The 19,031-nt window shown below is 32.5% G+C and carries 15 protein-coding genes; 2 read left to right on the forward strand and 13 right to left on the reverse strand.

Annotated elements, in window-relative coordinates; all coding sequences use genetic code 11:
* The 4 genes from VK998_RS09995 to VK998_RS10010 form a co-directional block, all read right to left on the reverse strand.
* Positions 1-757, reverse strand: a 757-nt coding sequence (locus VK998_RS09995; RefSeq protein WP_325227987.1) for an ABC transporter ATP-binding protein, incomplete at its 3' end; no start/stop codon positions are given.
* A 20-nt stretch (positions 758-777) separates the two neighbouring features.
* Positions 778-1,770, reverse strand: a complete 993-nt coding sequence (locus VK998_RS10000; protein ID WP_325227988.1) for a branched-chain amino acid ABC transporter permease — start codon at positions 1,768-1,770, stop codon at positions 778-780.
* Positions 1,771-1,773: 3 nt separating this feature from the next.
* Positions 1,774-2,667: a branched-chain amino acid ABC transporter permease gene (locus VK998_RS10005; RefSeq protein ID WP_325227989.1), complete on the reverse strand. Its 894-nt coding sequence runs from the start codon at positions 2,665-2,667 to the stop codon at positions 1,774-1,776.
* 28 nt (positions 2,668-2,695) lie between these two features.
* Entirely contained in the window at positions 2,696-3,856 is a 1,161-nt protein-coding gene (locus VK998_RS10010) for an ABC transporter substrate-binding protein (protein ID WP_325227990.1), read from the reverse strand.
* Positions 3,857-4,188: 332 nt separating this feature from the next.
* Here VK998_RS10010 and VK998_RS10015 point away from each other — a divergent pair, with 332 nt between their 5' ends.
* The gene (locus VK998_RS10015) at positions 4,189-6,282 is read left to right on the forward strand and encodes a methyl-accepting chemotaxis protein (protein ID WP_325227991.1); all 2,094 of its coding nucleotides are present in this window, start codon (positions 4,189-4,191) and stop codon (positions 6,280-6,282) included.
* A gap of 188 nt (positions 6,283-6,470) precedes the next feature.
* Here the strand turns inward: VK998_RS10015 and arcC are convergent, their stop codons facing one another.
* The 6 genes from arcC to VK998_RS10045 form a co-directional block, all read right to left on the reverse strand.
* A complete protein-coding gene (gene arcC, locus VK998_RS10020; protein ID WP_325227992.1) occupies positions 6,471-7,418 on the reverse strand; it encodes a carbamate kinase in 948 nt (315 codons plus the stop codon).
* A gap of 101 nt (positions 7,419-7,519) precedes the next feature.
* On the reverse strand, positions 7,520-8,329 hold the full coding sequence (locus tag VK998_RS10025) for a pseudouridine-5'-phosphate glycosidase (RefSeq protein ID WP_325227993.1): 810 nt from the start codon (positions 8,327-8,329) through the stop codon (positions 7,520-7,522).
* On the reverse strand, positions 8,307-9,407 hold the full coding sequence (locus VK998_RS10030; RefSeq protein ID WP_325227994.1) for a sugar ABC transporter substrate-binding protein: 1,101 nt from the start codon (positions 9,405-9,407) through the stop codon (positions 8,307-8,309). The genes VK998_RS10025 and VK998_RS10030 overlap by 23 nt, the downstream gene beginning before the upstream one ends.
* 41 nt (positions 9,408-9,448) lie before the next feature.
* On the reverse strand, positions 9,449-10,417 hold the full coding sequence (locus VK998_RS10035; RefSeq protein WP_325227995.1) for an ABC transporter permease: 969 nt from the start codon (positions 10,415-10,417) through the stop codon (positions 9,449-9,451).
* Positions 10,410-11,189, reverse strand: coding sequence for an ATP-binding cassette domain-containing protein (locus tag VK998_RS10040; RefSeq protein ID WP_325227996.1), 780 nt, complete (start codon positions 11,187-11,189; stop codon positions 10,410-10,412). Before VK998_RS10040 ends, VK998_RS10035 begins: the two co-directional genes overlap by 8 nt.
* Before the next feature lie 184 nt (positions 11,190-11,373).
* Positions 11,374-12,342: a P1 family peptidase gene (locus VK998_RS10045; protein ID WP_325227997.1), complete on the reverse strand. Its 969-nt coding sequence runs from the start codon at positions 12,340-12,342 to the stop codon at positions 11,374-11,376.
* 101 nt (positions 12,343-12,443) lie between these two features.
* Between VK998_RS10045 and codA the strand changes: the two genes are divergently transcribed.
* Positions 12,444-13,715, forward strand: coding sequence for a cytosine deaminase (gene codA / locus VK998_RS10050; protein ID WP_325227998.1), 1,272 nt, complete (start codon positions 12,444-12,446; stop codon positions 13,713-13,715).
* Between the two features lie 51 nt (positions 13,716-13,766).
* Here the strand turns inward: codA and VK998_RS10055 are convergent, their stop codons facing one another.
* From VK998_RS10055 to VK998_RS10065, 3 genes are all read right to left on the reverse strand, one after another.
* On the reverse strand, positions 13,767-15,494 hold the full coding sequence (locus VK998_RS10055) for a 5'-nucleotidase C-terminal domain-containing protein (protein WP_325227999.1): 1,728 nt from the start codon (positions 15,492-15,494) through the stop codon (positions 13,767-13,769).
* 141 nt (positions 15,495-15,635) lie between these two features.
* Complete coding sequence (locus VK998_RS10060) at positions 15,636-16,478, reverse strand: transposase (RefSeq protein WP_325228000.1); 843 nt, start codon at positions 16,476-16,478, stop codon at positions 15,636-15,638.
* Between the two features lie 187 nt (positions 16,479-16,665).
* On the reverse strand, positions 16,666-18,642 hold the full coding sequence (locus VK998_RS10065) for a 5'-nucleotidase C-terminal domain-containing protein (protein WP_325228001.1): 1,977 nt from the start codon (positions 18,640-18,642) through the stop codon (positions 16,666-16,668).
* Positions 18,643-19,031 lie beyond the last annotated feature (389 nt).

A 19,031-nucleotide genomic window follows, 5' to 3' on the forward strand; every position in this document is an offset into this window, starting at 1 on the left:
AATAGGCTTCTATAACCCTTTGATCATTTTGAATCTCCTCTGGGTTACCTTGAGAAATTAAAACACCATGATCTAATACAAAGATCTCTTCACATATTCCCATTACAACTTCCATATGATGTTCTATTAAAAATATTGTTAAATCAAATTCCTCTTTTATCTCTTCTATAAATCCCATCAATTCCCTAGTCTCTTGAGGATTCATACCTGCTGCAGGTTCATCCAACAACAACAATTTTGGCTCTGTAGCTAACGCCCGTGCAATTTCTAGTCTCCTCTGTTTCCCATAAGGCAAAGAATAAGCTTTTTCATCCATCTCATCTTTTAAGCCTACCTTTTCCAACAGATAAAAAGATTTCTCCAGCATATCTTTTTCTTCTTTTCTATAACTAGGAAATCTAAATATAGAGGAAAAAACATTGGATTTAATCCTTAAATGGTTCCCAATAAAAACATTTTCCAAAACAGATAATTCTTTGAATAATCTAATGTTTTGAAAAGTTCTACATACTCCAAGTTTTGCTATCTCATCAGGACTTAATCCAGTCAATAAATGTTCTTCATCTTCTTTTGGATTAAATATAACTTGTCCTTCCGTTGGCTTATATACTCCTGTAATAACATTAAAAATTGTCGTCTTGCCCGCTCCATTAGGCCCAATTAATCCAACTATCTGGCCTTTTTCTATATTTGCATTAAATTTATTACAGGCTATAACCCCACCAAATTTCATGGTCATATCATCTATTTTTAGCATGTCTTAATTCACATCCTTTTTTAGCTTTCCTTCAACAATCCTTCTTTTCTAAATATAACTACTGCCATAAGGATTATAGAAAAAACAACCATCCTCATTCCTGGTACTCCTTTTAGTTGAACAAATCCTAAATCCATAGATTGATCTAAAAATCTAAGAACTTCCATCATTACCGTAACTATTATGGCAGAAATTACAGAACCCTTAATACTTCCTAAACCTCCCAGTACAACAATCAATAAAATATTAAAGGTAAGAGTAATTCTAAACATATTTGGATCTATAGTACCCAATAAAGCTGCCAAAAGTCCTCCTCCAATTCCTGCTAAAAAAGAACCAAAAGTAAAACTCATAACTCTATGCTTAAAAAGATTTATTCCCATAGACCGAGCTGCTATTTCATCTTCCCTAATAGCCTTAAAGGCCTTACCATAACTCCCATCCATTAAAAATACAATAAATCCAATGGTAAGAAGGGCTATTCCCCAGCTCCACCATACATTTGTATAATTAGGAATTCCTTTTAATCCTAAAGCACCATTGGTTATAGATTGAATATTGGTGAAAACTACCCTAATTATCTCTGCAAAGCCTAATGTGGCTATAGCCAAATAATCATCGGTAAGTCTCAAAACTGGTGCGCCTATTAAAAATCCAAACAATCCTGCCATAATTCCAGCCATAAGCAAAGCAGGTAAAAAATGCCACTCTATATTGGCCAGAAATGGTACCATAGGTTTCATGAAAAAATTCATCTCTTTCATAGGAATAGGCATAGTTAAAATTGCCACAGTATAAGCTCCTATAGCCATAAACCCAGCATGCCCTAAAGAAAACAACCCTGTAAAACCATTAATAAGATTCATACTAAGACCTAAGGTTATATAAATACCACAAAGATTAATTATCCTCAATTTATAATCATCTAAAGTTCTATTGGCTATAAATAACCCTATTATTGTAACAATAATTATTATAATCGTAGTTTTATTAAGTCTATTTTTTTCTTTCATAGTCTACACCTTCTCTGTAATTTTTTCTCCCATTAAACCTGTTGGTTTCACTAGGAGTATTACAATTAAAAGGACAAATGCAAAAGCATCCCTATATCCAGTTAAATTTGGAAGTAAAGCTATTATCATAATCTCTCCCAAACCTAATATAAATCCTCCTATAACTGCTCCGGTGATATTTCCAATTCCACCTATTACAGCAGCTATAAAACATTTTAATCCTGGCATAGCACCCATTAAAGGCATTAATTGTGGATATCTAGTACCCCACATAACTCCACCTACTGCAGCCAGGAAAGAACCTATAAAAAAAGTAATGGAAATAATTTTGTTTATATCTATCCCCATTAAACTTGCCGTTTCATAATCCTTAGATAAAGCCCTCATAGCCATACCTGTTTTGGTTTTAGTTATAAAATAGGTAAGACCTAAAAGCAATATTATTGTAACTATTGGTATTATAAAAGTAACTACACTTACTGATACTCCTCCCAATCTTATAACCTTGTTAAAAATATTAGGGACAGGGAAGGCCTTAGGCCTTCCCCCAAATACTACTATTCCAAAATTTTGTAAAAAGAAGGAGGCCCCAATGGCCGAAATTAAAATAGTAATTCTTGGAGATTCCCTTAATGGTCTATAAGCTATTTTTTCCAGGAGGAGACCGATAAATCCGGTAAATACTGAGGCAAATATAAACACAAGCCACCATGGGATAGATGTGAACAATATTCCATAATAAGTTATATAAGCTCCTAACATAAATATATCTCCATGTGCAAAGTTTATAAGCCTTAAAATTCCATAAACCATGGTATACCCTATAGCAATTAAAGCATATAAACTACCTAAAGAAATACCATTAGTTAAATGCTGCAAAAAACCTGAATTACCCATATCAAGTCCCCCTTATGACCTAAATATATTATTTAGGTTCAACAGTAGTCAAATAAACAAATTCACCATCTTCAACCTTATTAATAACAGCAGATTTAACCGCATCACCATTTTCATCTAAAGTAATAGTCCCTGTTGCTCCTACGAATCCTTCTACTTTTGCAAGTTCATCTCTAATAGCTTTAGAATCAACAGAACCAACTTTTTCAATAGCATCTATTATTACCATATAAGCATCATAACCTAAGGCTGCGAAAGCATTGGCTTCTTTATCAAATTCTTCTCTATAGGCATCTAAGAAAACCCCAGATACATCAGTTACTGGTGCTTCAGCTGTAAAGTGGGTACTAAATACAGCTCCCTCTACTGCCTCTCCACCAATGGATAAAAATTCTGGAGATTCCCAGGTGTCTCCACCTAAAATAGGAACATCTATGCCTAAATCTCTAGCTTGTCTAATTAGCAATGCTGACTCTCCATAATTCCCTGGTGCAAATATTACATCTGGATTTTTAGCCTTTACATTAGTAAGCTGTGCAGTAAAGTCTTGGTCTCCTGTATTGTAGGATGACATTTCAACTATACTATTTTCATCACCTGTTAATTCTTTAAATGCATCAATAAAATATTTACTAAGTCCAACTGAATAGTCTTGGGTAACGTCTTGGATAATAGCTGCAGTTTTTGCTCCTAAATCATTTACTGCATAATTAGCCATTACAGTACCTTGGAATGGATCAATAAAACAAACTCTAAAATAATAATCGTTATTTAACGTTACTAATGGGTTGGTTGGAGAACAACCTACGGCAGGTACTTCTTGTTTTTTAACAATATCCCCTGCTGCCATGGATAAAGAACTACCATAACTACCAATAATAGCAACTACCTCATCTTTTTCTATCAATCTGGAAGCTGCATTAGCCGATTCTACTTTATCAGATTTATTATCCACTATAACTAATTCTACTTTTTGTCCCAATACTTCACCTTTTGCTTCATTAGCTAATTCAATTCCTTCAACTGTCATCTGCCCTCCAGCAGCATTAACTCCAGTCATTGGTTCAAATACTCCAATTTTTATTACGTCAGAGGAGCCTCCAGCAGTGTCTTCAGATTCAGTACACCCTACTAAAGAAGAGGCAATCAAAACTAAAGCAAGTAGTAACAGTCCAAACTTTCTTTTCATAAAAATTTCCTCCTTATTATAATATTTAAGACATGTAGCTTTACATATCTACTTATATTGTTTTAAAGAAAATTGAATGAACCCTAGATAATTTAGCTAATATTTTTACTTTTTAAAATGTTTTGTCTATTTAAAGTATACCTATCTACTATGCCTTTGTCAATATATTCTAATTTACCTAAACAATTCATCTTTGTATAAACTATACATATTAATATATTTAATTCTATCCCATTTATTTTTGTAAAAAATAGAGGATTTTGAAAACTTTTGTCTAATATTTAAATATGGAAATAATTATTATGAAATTATCATAAAGGAGTTGACCTTCGATGAAGAAACCTAAAGATAAGAAAAAAGTTAGGAAAAAAGTCAATAATATAGACAAAAAAAGTATAGGTAAAAAAATGATAATCTCAACTACTTCTATCCTTATTATACTCACTTTAACATTAGGTCTTATTTCTTACTTTATTTCTAAAGATGAACTAATTAAATCCTATAATGAACTACTTTATAATAAAGCAATTGATTCTGCAAATTTAGTTGATGAACAAATTAAAAGTTATACTTTATCTGTGGAAACTTTGGGTAATTTAGAAGCTATATCAAATCCAGATATCCCAGAGGAAGAAAAATTCGAAATATTAAAAATTGAGAAAGGTAGATTGAAGTTTTCCCATATTGGTATATCTGATGTACAAGGAAACCTTTTATTAGATAATGGAACTCAAATAGATATCTACCAAAAAGACTTTTTCCAAAGAGCCATAGCAGGAAAAGCTTTTTTCTCAGAACCCATAAGAAATGAAATAACTGGAAAAACAGAAGTAATAATTGCTGCTCCTTTGAAGCATCAGGGAGTTCATTTAGGAGTTGTAGTAGCCTTCAAATCTGCTGATGAATTCTATCAAATAGCTCAAGATATAGAATTTGGAGAAAATGGATTTGCCTACATATTAAATGAAATAGCTGATATTGTATCTCATCCAACAGTGGTAGGAAGCGCTTCTATTTCTAATGATTCCAGTGAAGGAGCAAACTTTGGTGGATTGAAGGATCGAGTATCTTCAGATATGGTTGATGAAGTAATTACCATGGAAGAGATGATAAACGAAGGGGAACCAGGTATTGGCAAATATGTAGAAAATAACAAAATAGTCCATATAGGCTTTGCACCTATTGAATCCAAAGGATGGACTTTAGTCGTAAGCATTGATGAATCGGAAATACTAAGTGGATTAAACTCATTAAGACAAACTCTACTCTATGTAATTATACTTGCAATTATAATTGGAGTATTATTCTCTGTAATATTTAGTAGAAATCTTACAAAGCCAATAGGCAAAATTACAGATTGTGCACATAGCCTATCTCAGTTAGATTTTAGTATCGATATAGAAGATAAATTATTAAAAAGGAAAGATGAACTTGGCAAAATGGCCTCTTCCCTACAATTGATCATAGATAATATGAGAAATTTTGCAGGAGAAGTCCAAGAGTCTTCTCATCAAGTAGCAGCATCTTCAGAAGAACTAGCTGCTATTTCCGAGGAATCTACAGCAGCAGCTACAAATATTGCAGAATCCTCCAATGAAATTGCTGAATCTTCAAATGCTCAACTAAATGAAATATTAAATGTAACTTCATCAATAAAAGAAATATCAAACCAATTAGACCACGTAACAGCCCAAACAGAAAATGCAGAAGGATTAAGAAGAAAAGTAGTAGATAGAACAGAAATAGGAAAAGAAAAAATAGAAGAAGTTATAATTCAAATGGGTAATATTGAAAATAGTACATTAAGTGTTAAATCCTCTTTAAATAATATTAGTAATAGTTCTAAAGAAATGAACCATATGTTAGAAATTATTCAAAATGTCTCAGAAGAAACAAATCTGTTAGCTCTTAATGCCGCTATAGAAGCCGCTAGAGCTGGAGAATTTGGTAGGGGATTTGCTGTTGTAGCTGATGAAATAAGAAAGTTAGCAGAAGAAACCCAAAAATCTACCGAAGAAATTCATAACCTTATTAATTCCAACAATTTATTAATAGAGGAAGCCAATGAAAAAATGGACTCCAGTAGTAAGGAAGTAGATATGGGTATTACAAGAGTTAACGAAACAAAAGAAAGCTTTAATGAAATTGCTAATTTAATCCATCAAATAGCAGAGAGAATTAAAGAAGTCACAAAATCTACAAAAAATGTAGAAAACTATGTAGAATCTGTAGTAGGCTCTTCTACTTCTATTGAAAAAATGAGCCAAGACATCGCATCCCAAATTCAAAACTCTTCTGCAGCTTCAGAAGAACAGATGGCATCTATGGAAGAAATTAGCTCTTCCACTGAAAGCCTAGCTACTTTAGCAGAAGAACTGCAATTACTTTTAAGCAATATAAAACTAAAAATGAATAAAAAAAATTAGCCCATGAAAAGGGCTAATTTTTTATGGGGTTTGTATGTGGGTAGTTTAATACATTACCCATTATACCATAAAAAAATAAAAAAGGAATATCGAAATTAATATTTATTTCACAATAAGTTCCCTTTATGGTGCCAGGCACGTTTTAGAGAACTTATTTGTAATATTTCTGTAATATTATTAATTAAATTCTAAAAATCATTCTGAATTTTAGTTCCTATTTCTCCTATAATACATTCTTTTGCCTTGTCAAGAGATGTTATTATAGCTTTTCTTCCCTTCTTGCTTTTTACAAATTTCACAGCAGCTTTAACTTTAGGAAGCATGGATCCTGGTGCAAATTGACCTTCTTCAATATACCTCTCAGCTTCTTCTATAGTAATCATATCTAACCCTTTTTCCGTTGATTTGTTAAAATCTATACATACCTTTTCTACTGCTGTAAGGATAATTAACATATCTGCATCGATTATCTCCCCTACTAATTCAGCTGCAAAATCCTTATCTATTACTGCAGATACTCCCTCTAGATTTCCATCATTCCTCTTTACTACAGGTATACCTCCTCCTCCAGCAGTTATTACTACAAAGTTTGAATCTACTAATACCTTAAGAGTTTGAGATTCTACAATATCTATAGGTTCTGGTGAAGGAACTACTCTTCTCCAACCCCTGCCTGCATCTTCCTTCATTGTATATCCATAAAGCTTTTCTAGTTTAATAGCTTCCTCTTCTGTAAAAAAGGAACCTACTGGTTTAGAAGGCTTAGTAAAAGCTGAATCATTATTACTTACTACTACTTGAGTTATCATAGCCGTTATTTCCTTATATATACCTCTTTTTATCATCTCTTCCCTTATTGTTTGTTGTAAATGATAACCTATATACCCTTGACTCATAGCTCCACATTCTGGAAAAGGCATATTAGGTATATCTAATGCTTTTTCATATACTGAAACAATCTGGCCTACCTGTGGTCCATTACCATGGACTATTACTACTTCATGACCTTCCTCTATAAGATCTACTATGGATCTTGCTGTTTTTTTAGCAGTCTTAAGTTGAGCCTTTGCTGAAATATCTTTTGGGTTTTCTTGAAGTGCATTCCCGCCCAATGCTACTACTATCCTATTTGCCATGTGTCCACCTTCTCATTTTAATTTATCTATATTATTATAACTCAAATCTAACAAAAATAGAAATCAAATGACAAAAATTTTTGCCATTTGATTTCCTTATACTATCTATTCTCAGTTATTATCTCTGCTAATTTTATATTAGAAATTAAAGATTCAAGTTGAATTTTTGATGATAAACCAAAACTCAGTCTATCAAAACAAGCATTAGCTGCTGGATGATAATGTTGTCCTTTTTCTTCAGCTTCTTTACCAGCTCTAATAGCTTCCTCTAAAAAAGATCCATCTTTCAAGCGATGATCCTTAGGTATTGGATTTAAAACTAGATTACAACCATATTCCAATTGATTTGCATCTTCATAGGATAATTTTTTTAATAGCCTATAAGGCTTAAGACTTAATATATATCCGTCACAATACTCTGTTTCAAACCCTAATATATTGACTCCGTGATCCTTAAGCCAGTTTAAAGTCCCTTCCATATCTAGCATATCTTTAGGAGATGTAGCCACAAGGGTAATATCCATTTGGGAAAGAGCAGGTAAGTCATAACAAAGCCTTTCCTCTTTAATATCTCCTATTCCTCCTATACCAGCTGAAACTACTACCGGACAGCCTATTTCTTTGGCTACTGCCATAGTACCTGAAGCTGTAAGATAGGCGTTTATATTAGTATTACACTCTTCTTTAACCTTACGGCCATCAAGTCTAGTCCAGCTATCCCTTTCCTGTCTTCCTGGTATGAACTCCTCAATGGTTCCTATACGTATTTTTCCCTTTTCCATCCAAGCTAACATTGCTCCTTTGGGCCAAGCAGATAATATCTCATAATCCTCTACGGATATAAGGCCATGGCCTAACAAAGCCGTTTCTACCAAGTAGTTTTTAGGTCTATTTCCATCCGTCAAAATCATTTATATTCTCCTTATTTACCACTGCAAGGGGAGAGTATACTGAGCCTTCCACTTCTTCACCTTGAACAATTTTTAGAGATAAAAGCAAAGCTGCTTTTGTATATACCGATGGAGAATAGGTAATAGAACCATCAAGACGTCCTTCCTTTATAGCTACCTGTGCCTCTTCTGTAAAATCTACACCATATACTATAATTCCATCCTTTTTATCAGCTGTTTCTAAAGCTTCTACTGCAGCAAGAGCCATTACATCATTACAAGCAAATATTCCTTTTAAATCTGGATGAGCTTGAATAAGGTCTGTAGCAATATTATAAGCTGTATTTCTATCCCAATTTCCAGGTTGAATACTTACAATTTCAACATCTTCTGTGTTTTCAAAGACCTCTTTTGCTCCTTTAGTACGTCCTTCACTCTGTCCAGCCCCAGGGATACCTTGTATTATAGCTACCTTACCACCATCAGGCATTTGTTTTATCATATCTTCGGCAACCATTTTACCTTGATTCTCGAAATCCACAGTAATAATGCCATCAACATGTCCACCTTGTTCATTTAATGCATCTTGATTTACTCCAGGACCTAAATTTATTACAGGTACATTAGCTTGATTAGCTCTTAGCAGCGCTGGAATTAAATTGTTACCATCTATTGGTGAAAATACAATAGCATCGTAATCCTTAACTATCATTCCATCTAATGTCTCAAGTTGGGAAGTAGTGTCGTCTTCTGTTGGAGCAGATAGTACTTCTACATCAATTCCTAATTCTTCTCCAGCCTTTTCATATTTATCCTTCATATTTGACCAGAAAGGATTAGTAAGAGAAATTATTAAAACACCTATTTTTTCTCCTCCATCAAGTTCTGGCATTGGTTCCAATTGTTCCATTAATATTTCTTCCATTTCAGCAATTTTAGAATTACCTTCTTCTTCACTATTATTTTCTTCTACTAAGTCCATTTCTTCTGCTTCATTTGTACTATCTAATTCCGTAGTTTCCATATCCTTAGGCGTACAACCAATTAACATACTAATTAACATAGTTAAAACTAATACTAATGATATCACTTTTTTCATTTTATTACTTCATCTCCTTTAAAATATCTTTTCTATAATTATCAAATCTGCATCTGTCTTCTTTGTCTTATTTCTGATATTGATACAGATATGATAATGATTGCTCCTATAAACAACTGCTGATAATACGAAGAAATACTCAATAAAGTTAGACCATTTCTAACTACTCCTAACAGCAAACAAGCTATTACTGTGCCACCAATACTAGCTTTACCTCCTTTCATGGAAGTTCCTCCTAAAATAACAGCAGCAATAATATCTGATTCTAGCATAAACCCTGCATTAGGTTCAGCTGCATTAAGCCTTGATATATAGATTAATCCTGCTAATCCAGCCATTAATCCAGAAAATATGTAAATTGTTGTCTTGTAGAAATTAACAGAAACCCCTACTCTTCTCAAGGCCTCCTCATTCCCACCTAGAGCAAGGCTATATTGTCCCCATTTTGTATATTTAAGTAAAAAAACAGAGAGTATTACCATAAATATTCCTAAAATTATTGGAGGGTTGATCTTACCAAGATTTCCTTTTCCAAAATATGTGATTTGGGGAGGAAAACCATATATCGGCATACCCTCTGTTATTACCAAACTAATTCCTCTAAATAAAGACATACTACCTATGGTCACAATAAAAGGAGCTATTTTAAGCTTTGAAATAATAACACCATTAATAGCACCTAGTATACCGCCTATTAAAACCCCTATTATAGATGACAACACTACAGATACTCCACCCTTTAGCATTAATCCAATACATATTCCAGTTAGTGCAACAATACTTCCTACAGACAAATCAATACCTCCAGAAGAAATTACGAAAGTCATTCCTATAGCCATTATTAATTTTGTTGAACTGTGATCAAGTATATTTCTTAAATTATTCCAAGTAAAAAAATATGGAGATTTTATTGATAAAAATATAACTAATAAAATCATAATTCCAAGTAAAAATAATTGTGTAAAAGGTTTTTCTATTCCAACAGATTTCTTATCATATTTTTTAATCAATACATTCACTCTCTCTTAAACAATTCTTAGCTCCAAGACTAATTTTTTCCCTTAGTTCCTGTGGCGTAACTCGGTTTTTAATTACATCATCAACTACTTCACCATGTTCCAGAATAAAAATTCTATCAGCTATATCAAATACCTGGTAAATATCATGGCTTATAATTAGTACTGCAAATCCTTTATCAGGTAACGATTTTATCAAGTTATTAGCTGCTGTAGATTCCTTTACCCCCATGGCAGCTGTTGGCTCATCAAAAATTATTAATTTTTTTCCCTGATAAACAGCCCTTCCAATTGCCACAGACTGCCTTTGGCCTCCTGATAAATAACCTACAGGTGTTTTTAAATAAGGAATATTTATATTAAGGTTTTTTAGTAGAAACTCAGTTTCTTTATACATCTTTTCATAATCTAATATGAAACCGAATTTAGTTATCTCCTTACCTAAAAAAATATTTCCGATCACATCTCTAAAATTATCTAAAGCCAAATCTTGATAAACTGTTGCTATACCATTTTCATAAGCTAGTTTAGGTGTGATATATTTGTAAAGATTATCCTCTATGTATATACTCCCACTATCCGGTCTTATAGTACCAGATAGAATTTTAATAAGGGTACTTTTACCAGAACCATTATCTCCAACTATTGCTGTTATTTTATTCTTTTCAATTTCCATAGTTACATTCTTTAAAGCATTAATTTTTCCAAAACTCTTTGAAATATTTTTTAAGGATGCAAATACTATATTTCCCTTTGGGTCCTCCATAATTTTCTCCTTATTATCCTTATTATTCTTGAATCTTCAGCTATTTTAGCATAACTAATACTTTTATTCCAATTAAATAAATCTATCTAAATATAGATTGTATAGATTTTTTTAATACTACCTATAAATAAAGACTCCCTCTCATTTAAATATTGAAGTAAGAGGGAGTCATATTTCTATATTACTAATCCATATTTAATTCTCTATACGCTTTAAAGCCATATGCAGATTCTGCGGATTTAATAGCATTTACTACTGCTCTTTCCATAGCCCTTGCTGCTAAAAATCCTACTACATTAATATCAGCTTCTATTTTCCCTGTAGCCATAGTAAATATAGTATCCCCATCAAATATGGAATGAGCTGGTCTCATGGTTCTAGCATATCCATTATGGGACATGGATGCTAATTTATTAGCTTCGGCCTTGGAAAATATTCCATTGGTAGCCACAACACCTATAGTAGTATTGCCACTAAAAATATTCTTCTTTTCGCTATACTTTTTAGTCATTACATTTTCCGTTCCAATTAATTTTTTCTTATCTTCATCTAATAAGCCCGCTAAAATCTTCCCAGTTTCAGGGTCTATTATATCTCCTAAAGCATTGACAGCTACTATAGCACCTACCTTTAAATCTCCTATCTGGATGGCATATGACCCTAATCCACCTTTCATAGCCCTTTCTATCCCTAAAAACTTTCCTACTGTGGCTCCGGTTCCAGCTCCAATATTGCCATTGGGGCATTCCCTATTGGTTGCATTAACACAGGCTTCATATCCCATTTCTAAATTCGGTCTTACTTTATAATCTCCTACTACTAAATCAAACAATACTGCACTACATACTATGGGCACCTTTGTTACTTGTACATCAAATCCAATATCTCTTTCTTCTAAGTATTTCATAGCTCCAGAAGCTGCATCCAACCCAAAAGCTGAACCTCCCGAAAGCATAACAGCATGGATTTTGTCCACTAAATTTTGTGGATCTAATAAATCAGTCTCCCTAGTCCCAGGGGACCCTCCTCTTACATCTACTCCACCAGTGGCTCCTTCCTCAGATATAATTACTGTACATCCAGTACCAGCCTCTAAATTCTGAGCATGACCTACCTTGATTCCATCTATATCCGTAAATTCTATTTCTTTCATGCTAATACACCCCCTAATAATAGTATTATAACATTATATGGGTAGATATATAAATAAAGGCTTAGGGATTAGTTTTCTTTTAATATCGAAAGGAGAATTATATGGAACTAATTGTTAGAAATGCAAAGCTAAGAGATAAAAAGTATCTAGTAGATATAGGGATAGATAAAGGTAAAATTATAAAGATTAATAAAACAATTCAAAATAAAGGTTTAAAAGAAATCGATGCTAAAGGTAATTTAGTAACCCCTCCCTTTGTTGAATCCCATGTACACTTAGACTCTGCCCTTAGTGCAGGTATTCCTAGATATAATGAAAGTGGTACTCTTATAGAAGGAATTGAGATATGGGGAGAACGTAAAAAAGATTTAACCAAAGAAGATATAAAAGAAAATGCAAAAGAAACAATAAAGTGGTTAATTACAAATGGAGTACTTAAAATAAGAACTCATACCGATTCTACAGAACCAAGTCTAATGACTCTAGAAGCCCTTCTAGAAATTAAAGAAGAAATGAGAGAATACGTTGATATTCAAATAGTAGCTTTTCCACAAGATGGACTATTTTCAATTAATAATATGGATAAATTAATGGTAGAGTCCATAAGGATGGGTGCCGATGTTATAGGCGGTATCCCACAAATAGAATTAACAAGAGAAGATGGTATAAAATCCATTGAATATATATTCAACTTAGCTAACAAATATAATAAACTAATCGATATTCATACAGATGAAACTGGAGATGATCAATCTAGATTTACAGAAGTTATTGCTAAATATACAATCTTAAATGGAATGGAAGGGCTAGTTACTGCTAGTCATGCAACAGCTATGCACAACTATCAAAATGACTATGCGTCTAAATTAATAAGTATATTAAAAAGAGCAAATATAAATATAGTTACAAACCCTACATCCAATGCTATTCTACAAAACAGACTAGATGGTTATCCAAGAAAAAGAGGACATACTCGAGTAGATCAACTGATCAACAGTGGTGTGAATGTCAGCATTGGTAATGACAATATTATGGATCCCTTTGGTCCTTTAGGAAAAGGAAATATGTTACAAACAGCTCATATACTACTTCATACTGCTCATTTAAGTGGAAATCAACAAATTCTACAACTATTTGATATGATAAGTGTAAACGGAGCCAAAACTATTCATGCAGATGATTATGGTATAAATGTAGGTGAACAAGCAGATTTAATAATATTAGATGCAAAAGATGAAAAAGAAGCAATTAGACTTATTAGTGAATGTTTATACGTAATTAGAAAAGGAAAAGTAATTTCACAAACGAAACCAGCAGAAAGAAAATTAGAATTAGGTGGAAAAATATTTGATATAGATTTTAAACTCCCATAAACAAATCCCACTGAAGTGTTAACACCTCAGTGGGATTATATAAATATTAACCTATTTTGTAGGTATTAATATCTTTTGACCTGGGAATATTAAATGTGGGTTTTGAAGCTTATTGTATTCTGCTAGTTTTTCCCAAGTTAGTCCAAACTTCTCGGCTATTTTCCATAGAACATCTCCTGATTTTACTACATAGGACTCTTCTGATACTATTGGTTCTGGTGTTGGCGCTACTTCTTCTGCTTCTTCTGTTTCTGTTATTCTACCTTCAACAGCAATATCTATTTCTCCTAATTCTTCTATATATTGAGCTAACATTTCATCAAAAGCAGCAAATTCTGCTATAATATTTCCATTAGCTAAATCTTCATAACCGTCTCCACCAACAGCCATAAAATCATTAGTAGCCAATTTGTAGACTTTATTTAAATCTACATCTTCACCACCGATTTGTAAATCTTTTACTCTATTGCCAGCCTCTCCAGTTGGATCTATTTTAAAAGTCATACCGGCTACTTGTGGGAACTTTCCTGCAGATTCTGGATATTCAGTTACTCCATGCTCTAGAGAATTTAATATATCAATACCTTTGATCTCCATCATAACTCCATAGTTACCAAATGGGAATGCTTCTAATACATGTCCCTTAGTAATTTCACCTATTTCAATAGGTGCTCTAATTCCCCCACCATTGGTAATAGCCACATCTGCTCCTGTTATATTAAGCATAGCATCAGCCATTAGGTTTCCAAAATTAGACTCTTGGGTTCTAACTATTTCTCTATCTCCATCTAGTCTAACCTTAGTTGAACCTATTACAGTAGATAATATTTTTTCATTTTCTTTTTCCAATCCTTCAATTATACCTTTTACCTTTTCATCTTCTTTTAATTCTTCTGCCTCTTCCCTAGTGAAAAGTGTAGCTTCTTTTTTAGATACTTCACCCTCAGTAAATTCAATATTTACAATACCAATATTATTAAGATATTCGCCTGTTTGAACTAGTAAAGTATCTCCAATTAATCTTCCCTCTTCATAAATTGTATGGCTATGTCCATCTACTATTAAATCAATACCTTCTACATTCTCTACTATATCCGTAGATTTTGGATCGCTTTCATCATCTACTCCTATATGAACTAAAGCTATAACCATATCAACTTCTTCTTTCTTTAGCTTTTCCACCATTTCTTCAGCTTTAGCAACTGGGTCTACAATATCTACTCCTTCAGTATTCTTCGGATTAGACTTGTATTTACTCTCTTCAGTAGCCAATCCAAAAATACCTATTTTAATCCCTTCTACTTCTTTAATAATATACTCTTCTAAATCTCTGGTACCGTCTTCCTTAATAACGTTTGCAGCTACTATTGGAAACTCTGCCATTTCATCTAATTCAATTAATCTGTCATAACCATAGTTAAAATCATGATTTCCTGGCACCATAACATCATAGCCAACTTCGTTCATCAGTCTTATCATGGCTTCCCCACGAGAAACAGTTATTATTGGTAAACCATGAACAGTATCTCCTGCGTCTAGTACCAATACATTTGGATTTTCTTCCTTTAATTCTTGTATCTTCGTTGCTAATCTAGGAAATCCTATTGCATTATCATCACCACTTACCCTACTGTGAATATCATTAGTATGGACAATGGTAAGCTTGACCACTTCTCCTTCCTCAGCAAACACCAAATTTTGTACTGGAACCAACAACATACCTAGTACCAATGCTAAGGATAAAAATAAACTTAGAACCTTTTTGTTTCTAAAAAACATTACTATACCTCCCCTTTTTTTGATTAAAAATATTAATTATTAATTACCCATTTTAAGGGTATTATACACAATTACCTTTCCTATGTTACAATTATATTACAAATAAGTTTCCTTTATGGTGCCTGGCACGAAAAATGGAACTTATTTTTTAAATATTTTTCTTACTGAAGGCCCTGATACTCCAATGTTTTCTCCAATTTGTTTATAGGTATATCCTTCTTTCTTTCCTAGTTCTATATATTCTACTTTATATTTTGTTAAATATCTTTTTCTAGAACCTGCTTTTATGAGTTTAAACTCATTTTCTGTAGGACAAGATAGCTTTAATATTTCATCTAAAGTTCTCTTTTTATCTTCTTCAGATTTATCTATAGATTTAATAAATTCTTTAGAACCTATAATAGGCTTTTTTTCATATATATCCTTCAGAACTTCATAATGAGAATCTTGTTTTTTCATTAATTCTACATATTTTTCTATTGCTTTTTTTCTATCTAAAGAAAGCATCTCTAAAAAAATATCTATATCTACTATATTCCCTATATTCATCCTATAAAACACATCGCTACTCCATTTATACTCTTCCATAGATTTAGATAAATTAGCTGCTACTGGATTATTATGTATATATCTAATAAGAGTGAGGAAATAACTTTCATCCTGAACTAATATCCCTTTATACCTATCTTCAAATACAGGCCCTGTCCTGCTTATCTTTTCATTATAATATTTAGCATATTTGGTGTTTATATTATGCATTATCTTACTAATGGGAATGTTGAGAGTTCGTAACAGAAAATGATAATGATTGTTCATTATAACATAGGCAAATAATTCAAAATCATATATTTCTTTCGATTCATTTAAAAGTTCCAGTAGATATATTTTGTTTTTTTCATCTCTAAAAATTGGCGCTCTATTATTCCCACGTTGAATTATATGGTAAATAGCACCATAATATTCGATTCTAAGTTTTCTTCCCATACTATTCCCCCCGACTATCGTCCTATATAGATTATTCTACATAAATTTCATATTTCCTTCTTTATTGTTATATTTTAACCTTTTCCCGGGAAATATATAGGATTTAATATTACTTAGTCGAAAACCGTTATGACAAACAAGTTCTCACCAGCCCTAAGCAATGGTGAGAACTTGTTATAATTATTTTTTAAGGAATTAATATTTCTTGTCCTGGGAATATTAGATGTGGATTAGCAAGATTATTGTATTCAGCTAATTTTTCCCATGTTGTATTGAATTTTTCAGCTATTCTCCACAACACATCTCCTACTTTTACTGAATATACTTCTTCTACTTTTACTTCCTCTTCTATTTCTGGTCCTTCTACCTCTATAGAAGAAGTGTGTTCTTTTAATATTTCCTCAGGTATTAGTCCTTCTTCTATCAATTCATATACATTTAATGCTTTACTATTAATGCTCCTTCCATCTTCAGAAGCCGGAATTTCTATTTTCCCTTCATTGACTTGTTGAATCACATAATCTCTAAGTGGATGTTCTAAATCAGCGCCTATAATTTCCCAATTATTATCTACTTTTGGTTCTATAGTTCCAAGCTCACTTATATGTTGAGCTATATAGGATCTTAAAGATATAGGATCTGAATTGAAATATGCCTCTCCACTTATAATACCCATACTTTGAAGACCACTAAGTCTATAGTTGTTTATAGTCAATTTAAAGGTGTCATCATCCTTAACTGGTTTACCTTTAAATTTCAAATCAACTATTCTCTCACCTGCTGGTTTAGATATATCTATTTTATAGTCTACTCCTTGGAACATATCATAATTATAAGCCCTAATATCTGGATCAAAACTTATAGTTACATCTCCAGGTTTGTAGGTATTATAATAGGAAGCAGACCATTCCATATAATCCTTCAATTCTTTACCTGTGATTTCTACTCCTACAAGAGTATTTGGGTACTTATATATATCGAAAATACTGCTATAGGTAATATCTCCTTTTCTTATATTAGAAGAAGGTTGAAACAATGCTGCTGAAGATATATCTGCTCCTGAATATTTAAGCTGTACATCATTGATTAAATCCATTACAGCTGTATCTCTAATTTGCCCTTCTGGAATCCCTTTTACTTCAGAAGCTGGATGGAAATCTTCTGTTGCTTGCCCTATTACATCTTCTAAAAATTCCAAAGTTGTTTCATGATATTTCTTGGCATATTCTTTTAATTCCTCTGAAGCTTCATAATCTGTTACTTCTATTAATTCTACTTCTTTATCGATTATTTCCCAATTCTCTCCCTCTTCTTTAAGGGTTAAATCAAACCTTACTACTTGTCTTCCTGCATCCCTTGCACCACCAACTACTGTATTGCCTAAAGTCTCAGCTACTGATGCGTGGCTATGGCCAACTAAAGCAACATCAATTTCAGGATTCTTTTCTATAGCCAATTTTACTGAATCCGCCTCACTATATTCCTCTTCTAATCCAGCATGGGCTACAGCTACTATAATATCTACTTGATCTTTTAACTCATCTACATATTTATCTGCAGCTTTATCTATAGCTTCAAATTCTAATTCAGTTACCTTCGGGCCATCCCATCTTGGAATATTTGGATTCCCAAGGCCTAAAATACCAACTTTTACACCTGCTACTTCCTTAATAATATAAGGCTTAACAAAGTTAGTCCCATCTTTCCAATATATATTAGCACCTAAAATTGGGAACTCTGCTTCCTCTACTATTTTCTCGATTAAATCAAGTCCAAAGTTGAATTCATGATTACCTAAAGTCATGGAATCATATTTCATAAAATTCATAACATCGATTACTGGATGAGGTTCTTCTAATTTAGTATTATACAAATCATCAGCAAGAATAGTACCTTGAATAGTGTCACCATTGTCTAACAATAGAGTATTAGGATTTTCTTCCCTAATTTCTTCAATTACAGAATATACCTTAGTTAATCCTAAATCCTCTACCTCCTCACCATCTTCATAGGACCAATTGTAAATATTTGCATGAATGTCCGTTGTTCCTATAATTGTTAATTGTACCGTTTCTTCTTCAGCTTGTGCAGGTAAACTAAACATTCCTATAATAAGCAAGAATGAAAGCACAAAGCTAAACAATCTTTTCCGTTTAAAATCCACATTAAAACCCCCTTAATTTTAATCAATAAAATTTATACCCTTCTTATAGGTAAATAATCTCCTTCTTAGGTCACTAAAAAAGAAGGAGAACTATAAGCAGCATTTTAGTATACGAACTATATCTCTTAATATAATAGCATAAATTTACCAATTTTTCTTTGTAGGTTTTCTATAAAGATATTAAATCATTAACTCTATAATTATTACAATTGTGTTACAAATAAGTTCTCAAATTGGTGCCTGGCACCATTTTGGGAACTTATTGTGGGTTAGTATCTTGTAGAGTTTTTCAATAGTTCTTCTATTTCTTCCTCAGATAATTGATAATGGTAGAATTTATCATAGAATTCTTTTATTTCTTCTTCCATATTATAGTCATATACATCTGG

It is taken from the genome of Schnuerera sp., assembly GCF_035459645.1.
Classification (GTDB): domain Bacteria; phylum Bacillota; class Clostridia; order Tissierellales; family Tepidimicrobiaceae; genus Schnuerera.

Bases quoted from the DNA above. Each gene is read 5' to 3' on its own strand.
- VK998_RS10000 (WP_325227988.1), bottom strand. From the start codon at position 1,770: ATGAAAGAAAAAAATAGACTTAATAAAACTACGATTATAATAATTATT.
- VK998_RS10055 (WP_325227999.1), bottom strand. From the start codon at position 15,494: ATGTTTTTTAGAAACAAAAAGGTTCTAAGTTTATTTTTATCCTTAGCA.
- VK998_RS10010 (WP_325227990.1), bottom strand. From the start codon at position 3,856: ATGAAAAGAAAGTTTGGACTGTTACTACTTGCTTTAGTTTTGATTGCC.
- arcC (WP_325227992.1), bottom strand. From the start codon at position 7,418: ATGGCAAATAGGATAGTAGTAGCATTGGGCGGGAATGCACTTCAAGAA.
- VK998_RS10015 (WP_325227991.1), top strand. From the start codon at position 4,189: ATGAAGAAACCTAAAGATAAGAAAAAAGTTAGGAAAAAAGTCAATAAT.
- VK998_RS10045 (WP_325227997.1), bottom strand. From the start codon at position 12,342: ATGAAAGAAATAGAATTTACGGATATAGATGGAATCAAGGTAGGTCAT.
- VK998_RS10060 (WP_325228000.1), bottom strand. From the start codon at position 16,478: ATGGGAAGAAAACTTAGAATCGAATATTATGGTGCTATTTACCATATA.
- VK998_RS10030 (WP_325227994.1), bottom strand. From the start codon at position 9,407: ATGAAAAAAGTGATATCATTAGTATTAGTTTTAACTATGTTAATTAGT.
- codA (WP_325227998.1), top strand. From the start codon at position 12,444: ATGGAACTAATTGTTAGAAATGCAAAGCTAAGAGATAAAAAGTATCTA.
- VK998_RS10025 (WP_325227993.1), bottom strand. From the start codon at position 8,329: ATGATTTTGACGGATGGAAATAGACCTAAAAACTACTTGGTAGAAACG.
- VK998_RS10005 (WP_325227989.1), bottom strand. From the start codon at position 2,667: ATGGGTAATTCAGGTTTTTTGCAGCATTTAACTAATGGTATTTCTTTA.
- VK998_RS10040 (WP_325227996.1), bottom strand. From the start codon at position 11,189: ATGGAGGACCCAAAGGGAAATATAGTATTTGCATCCTTAAAAAATATT.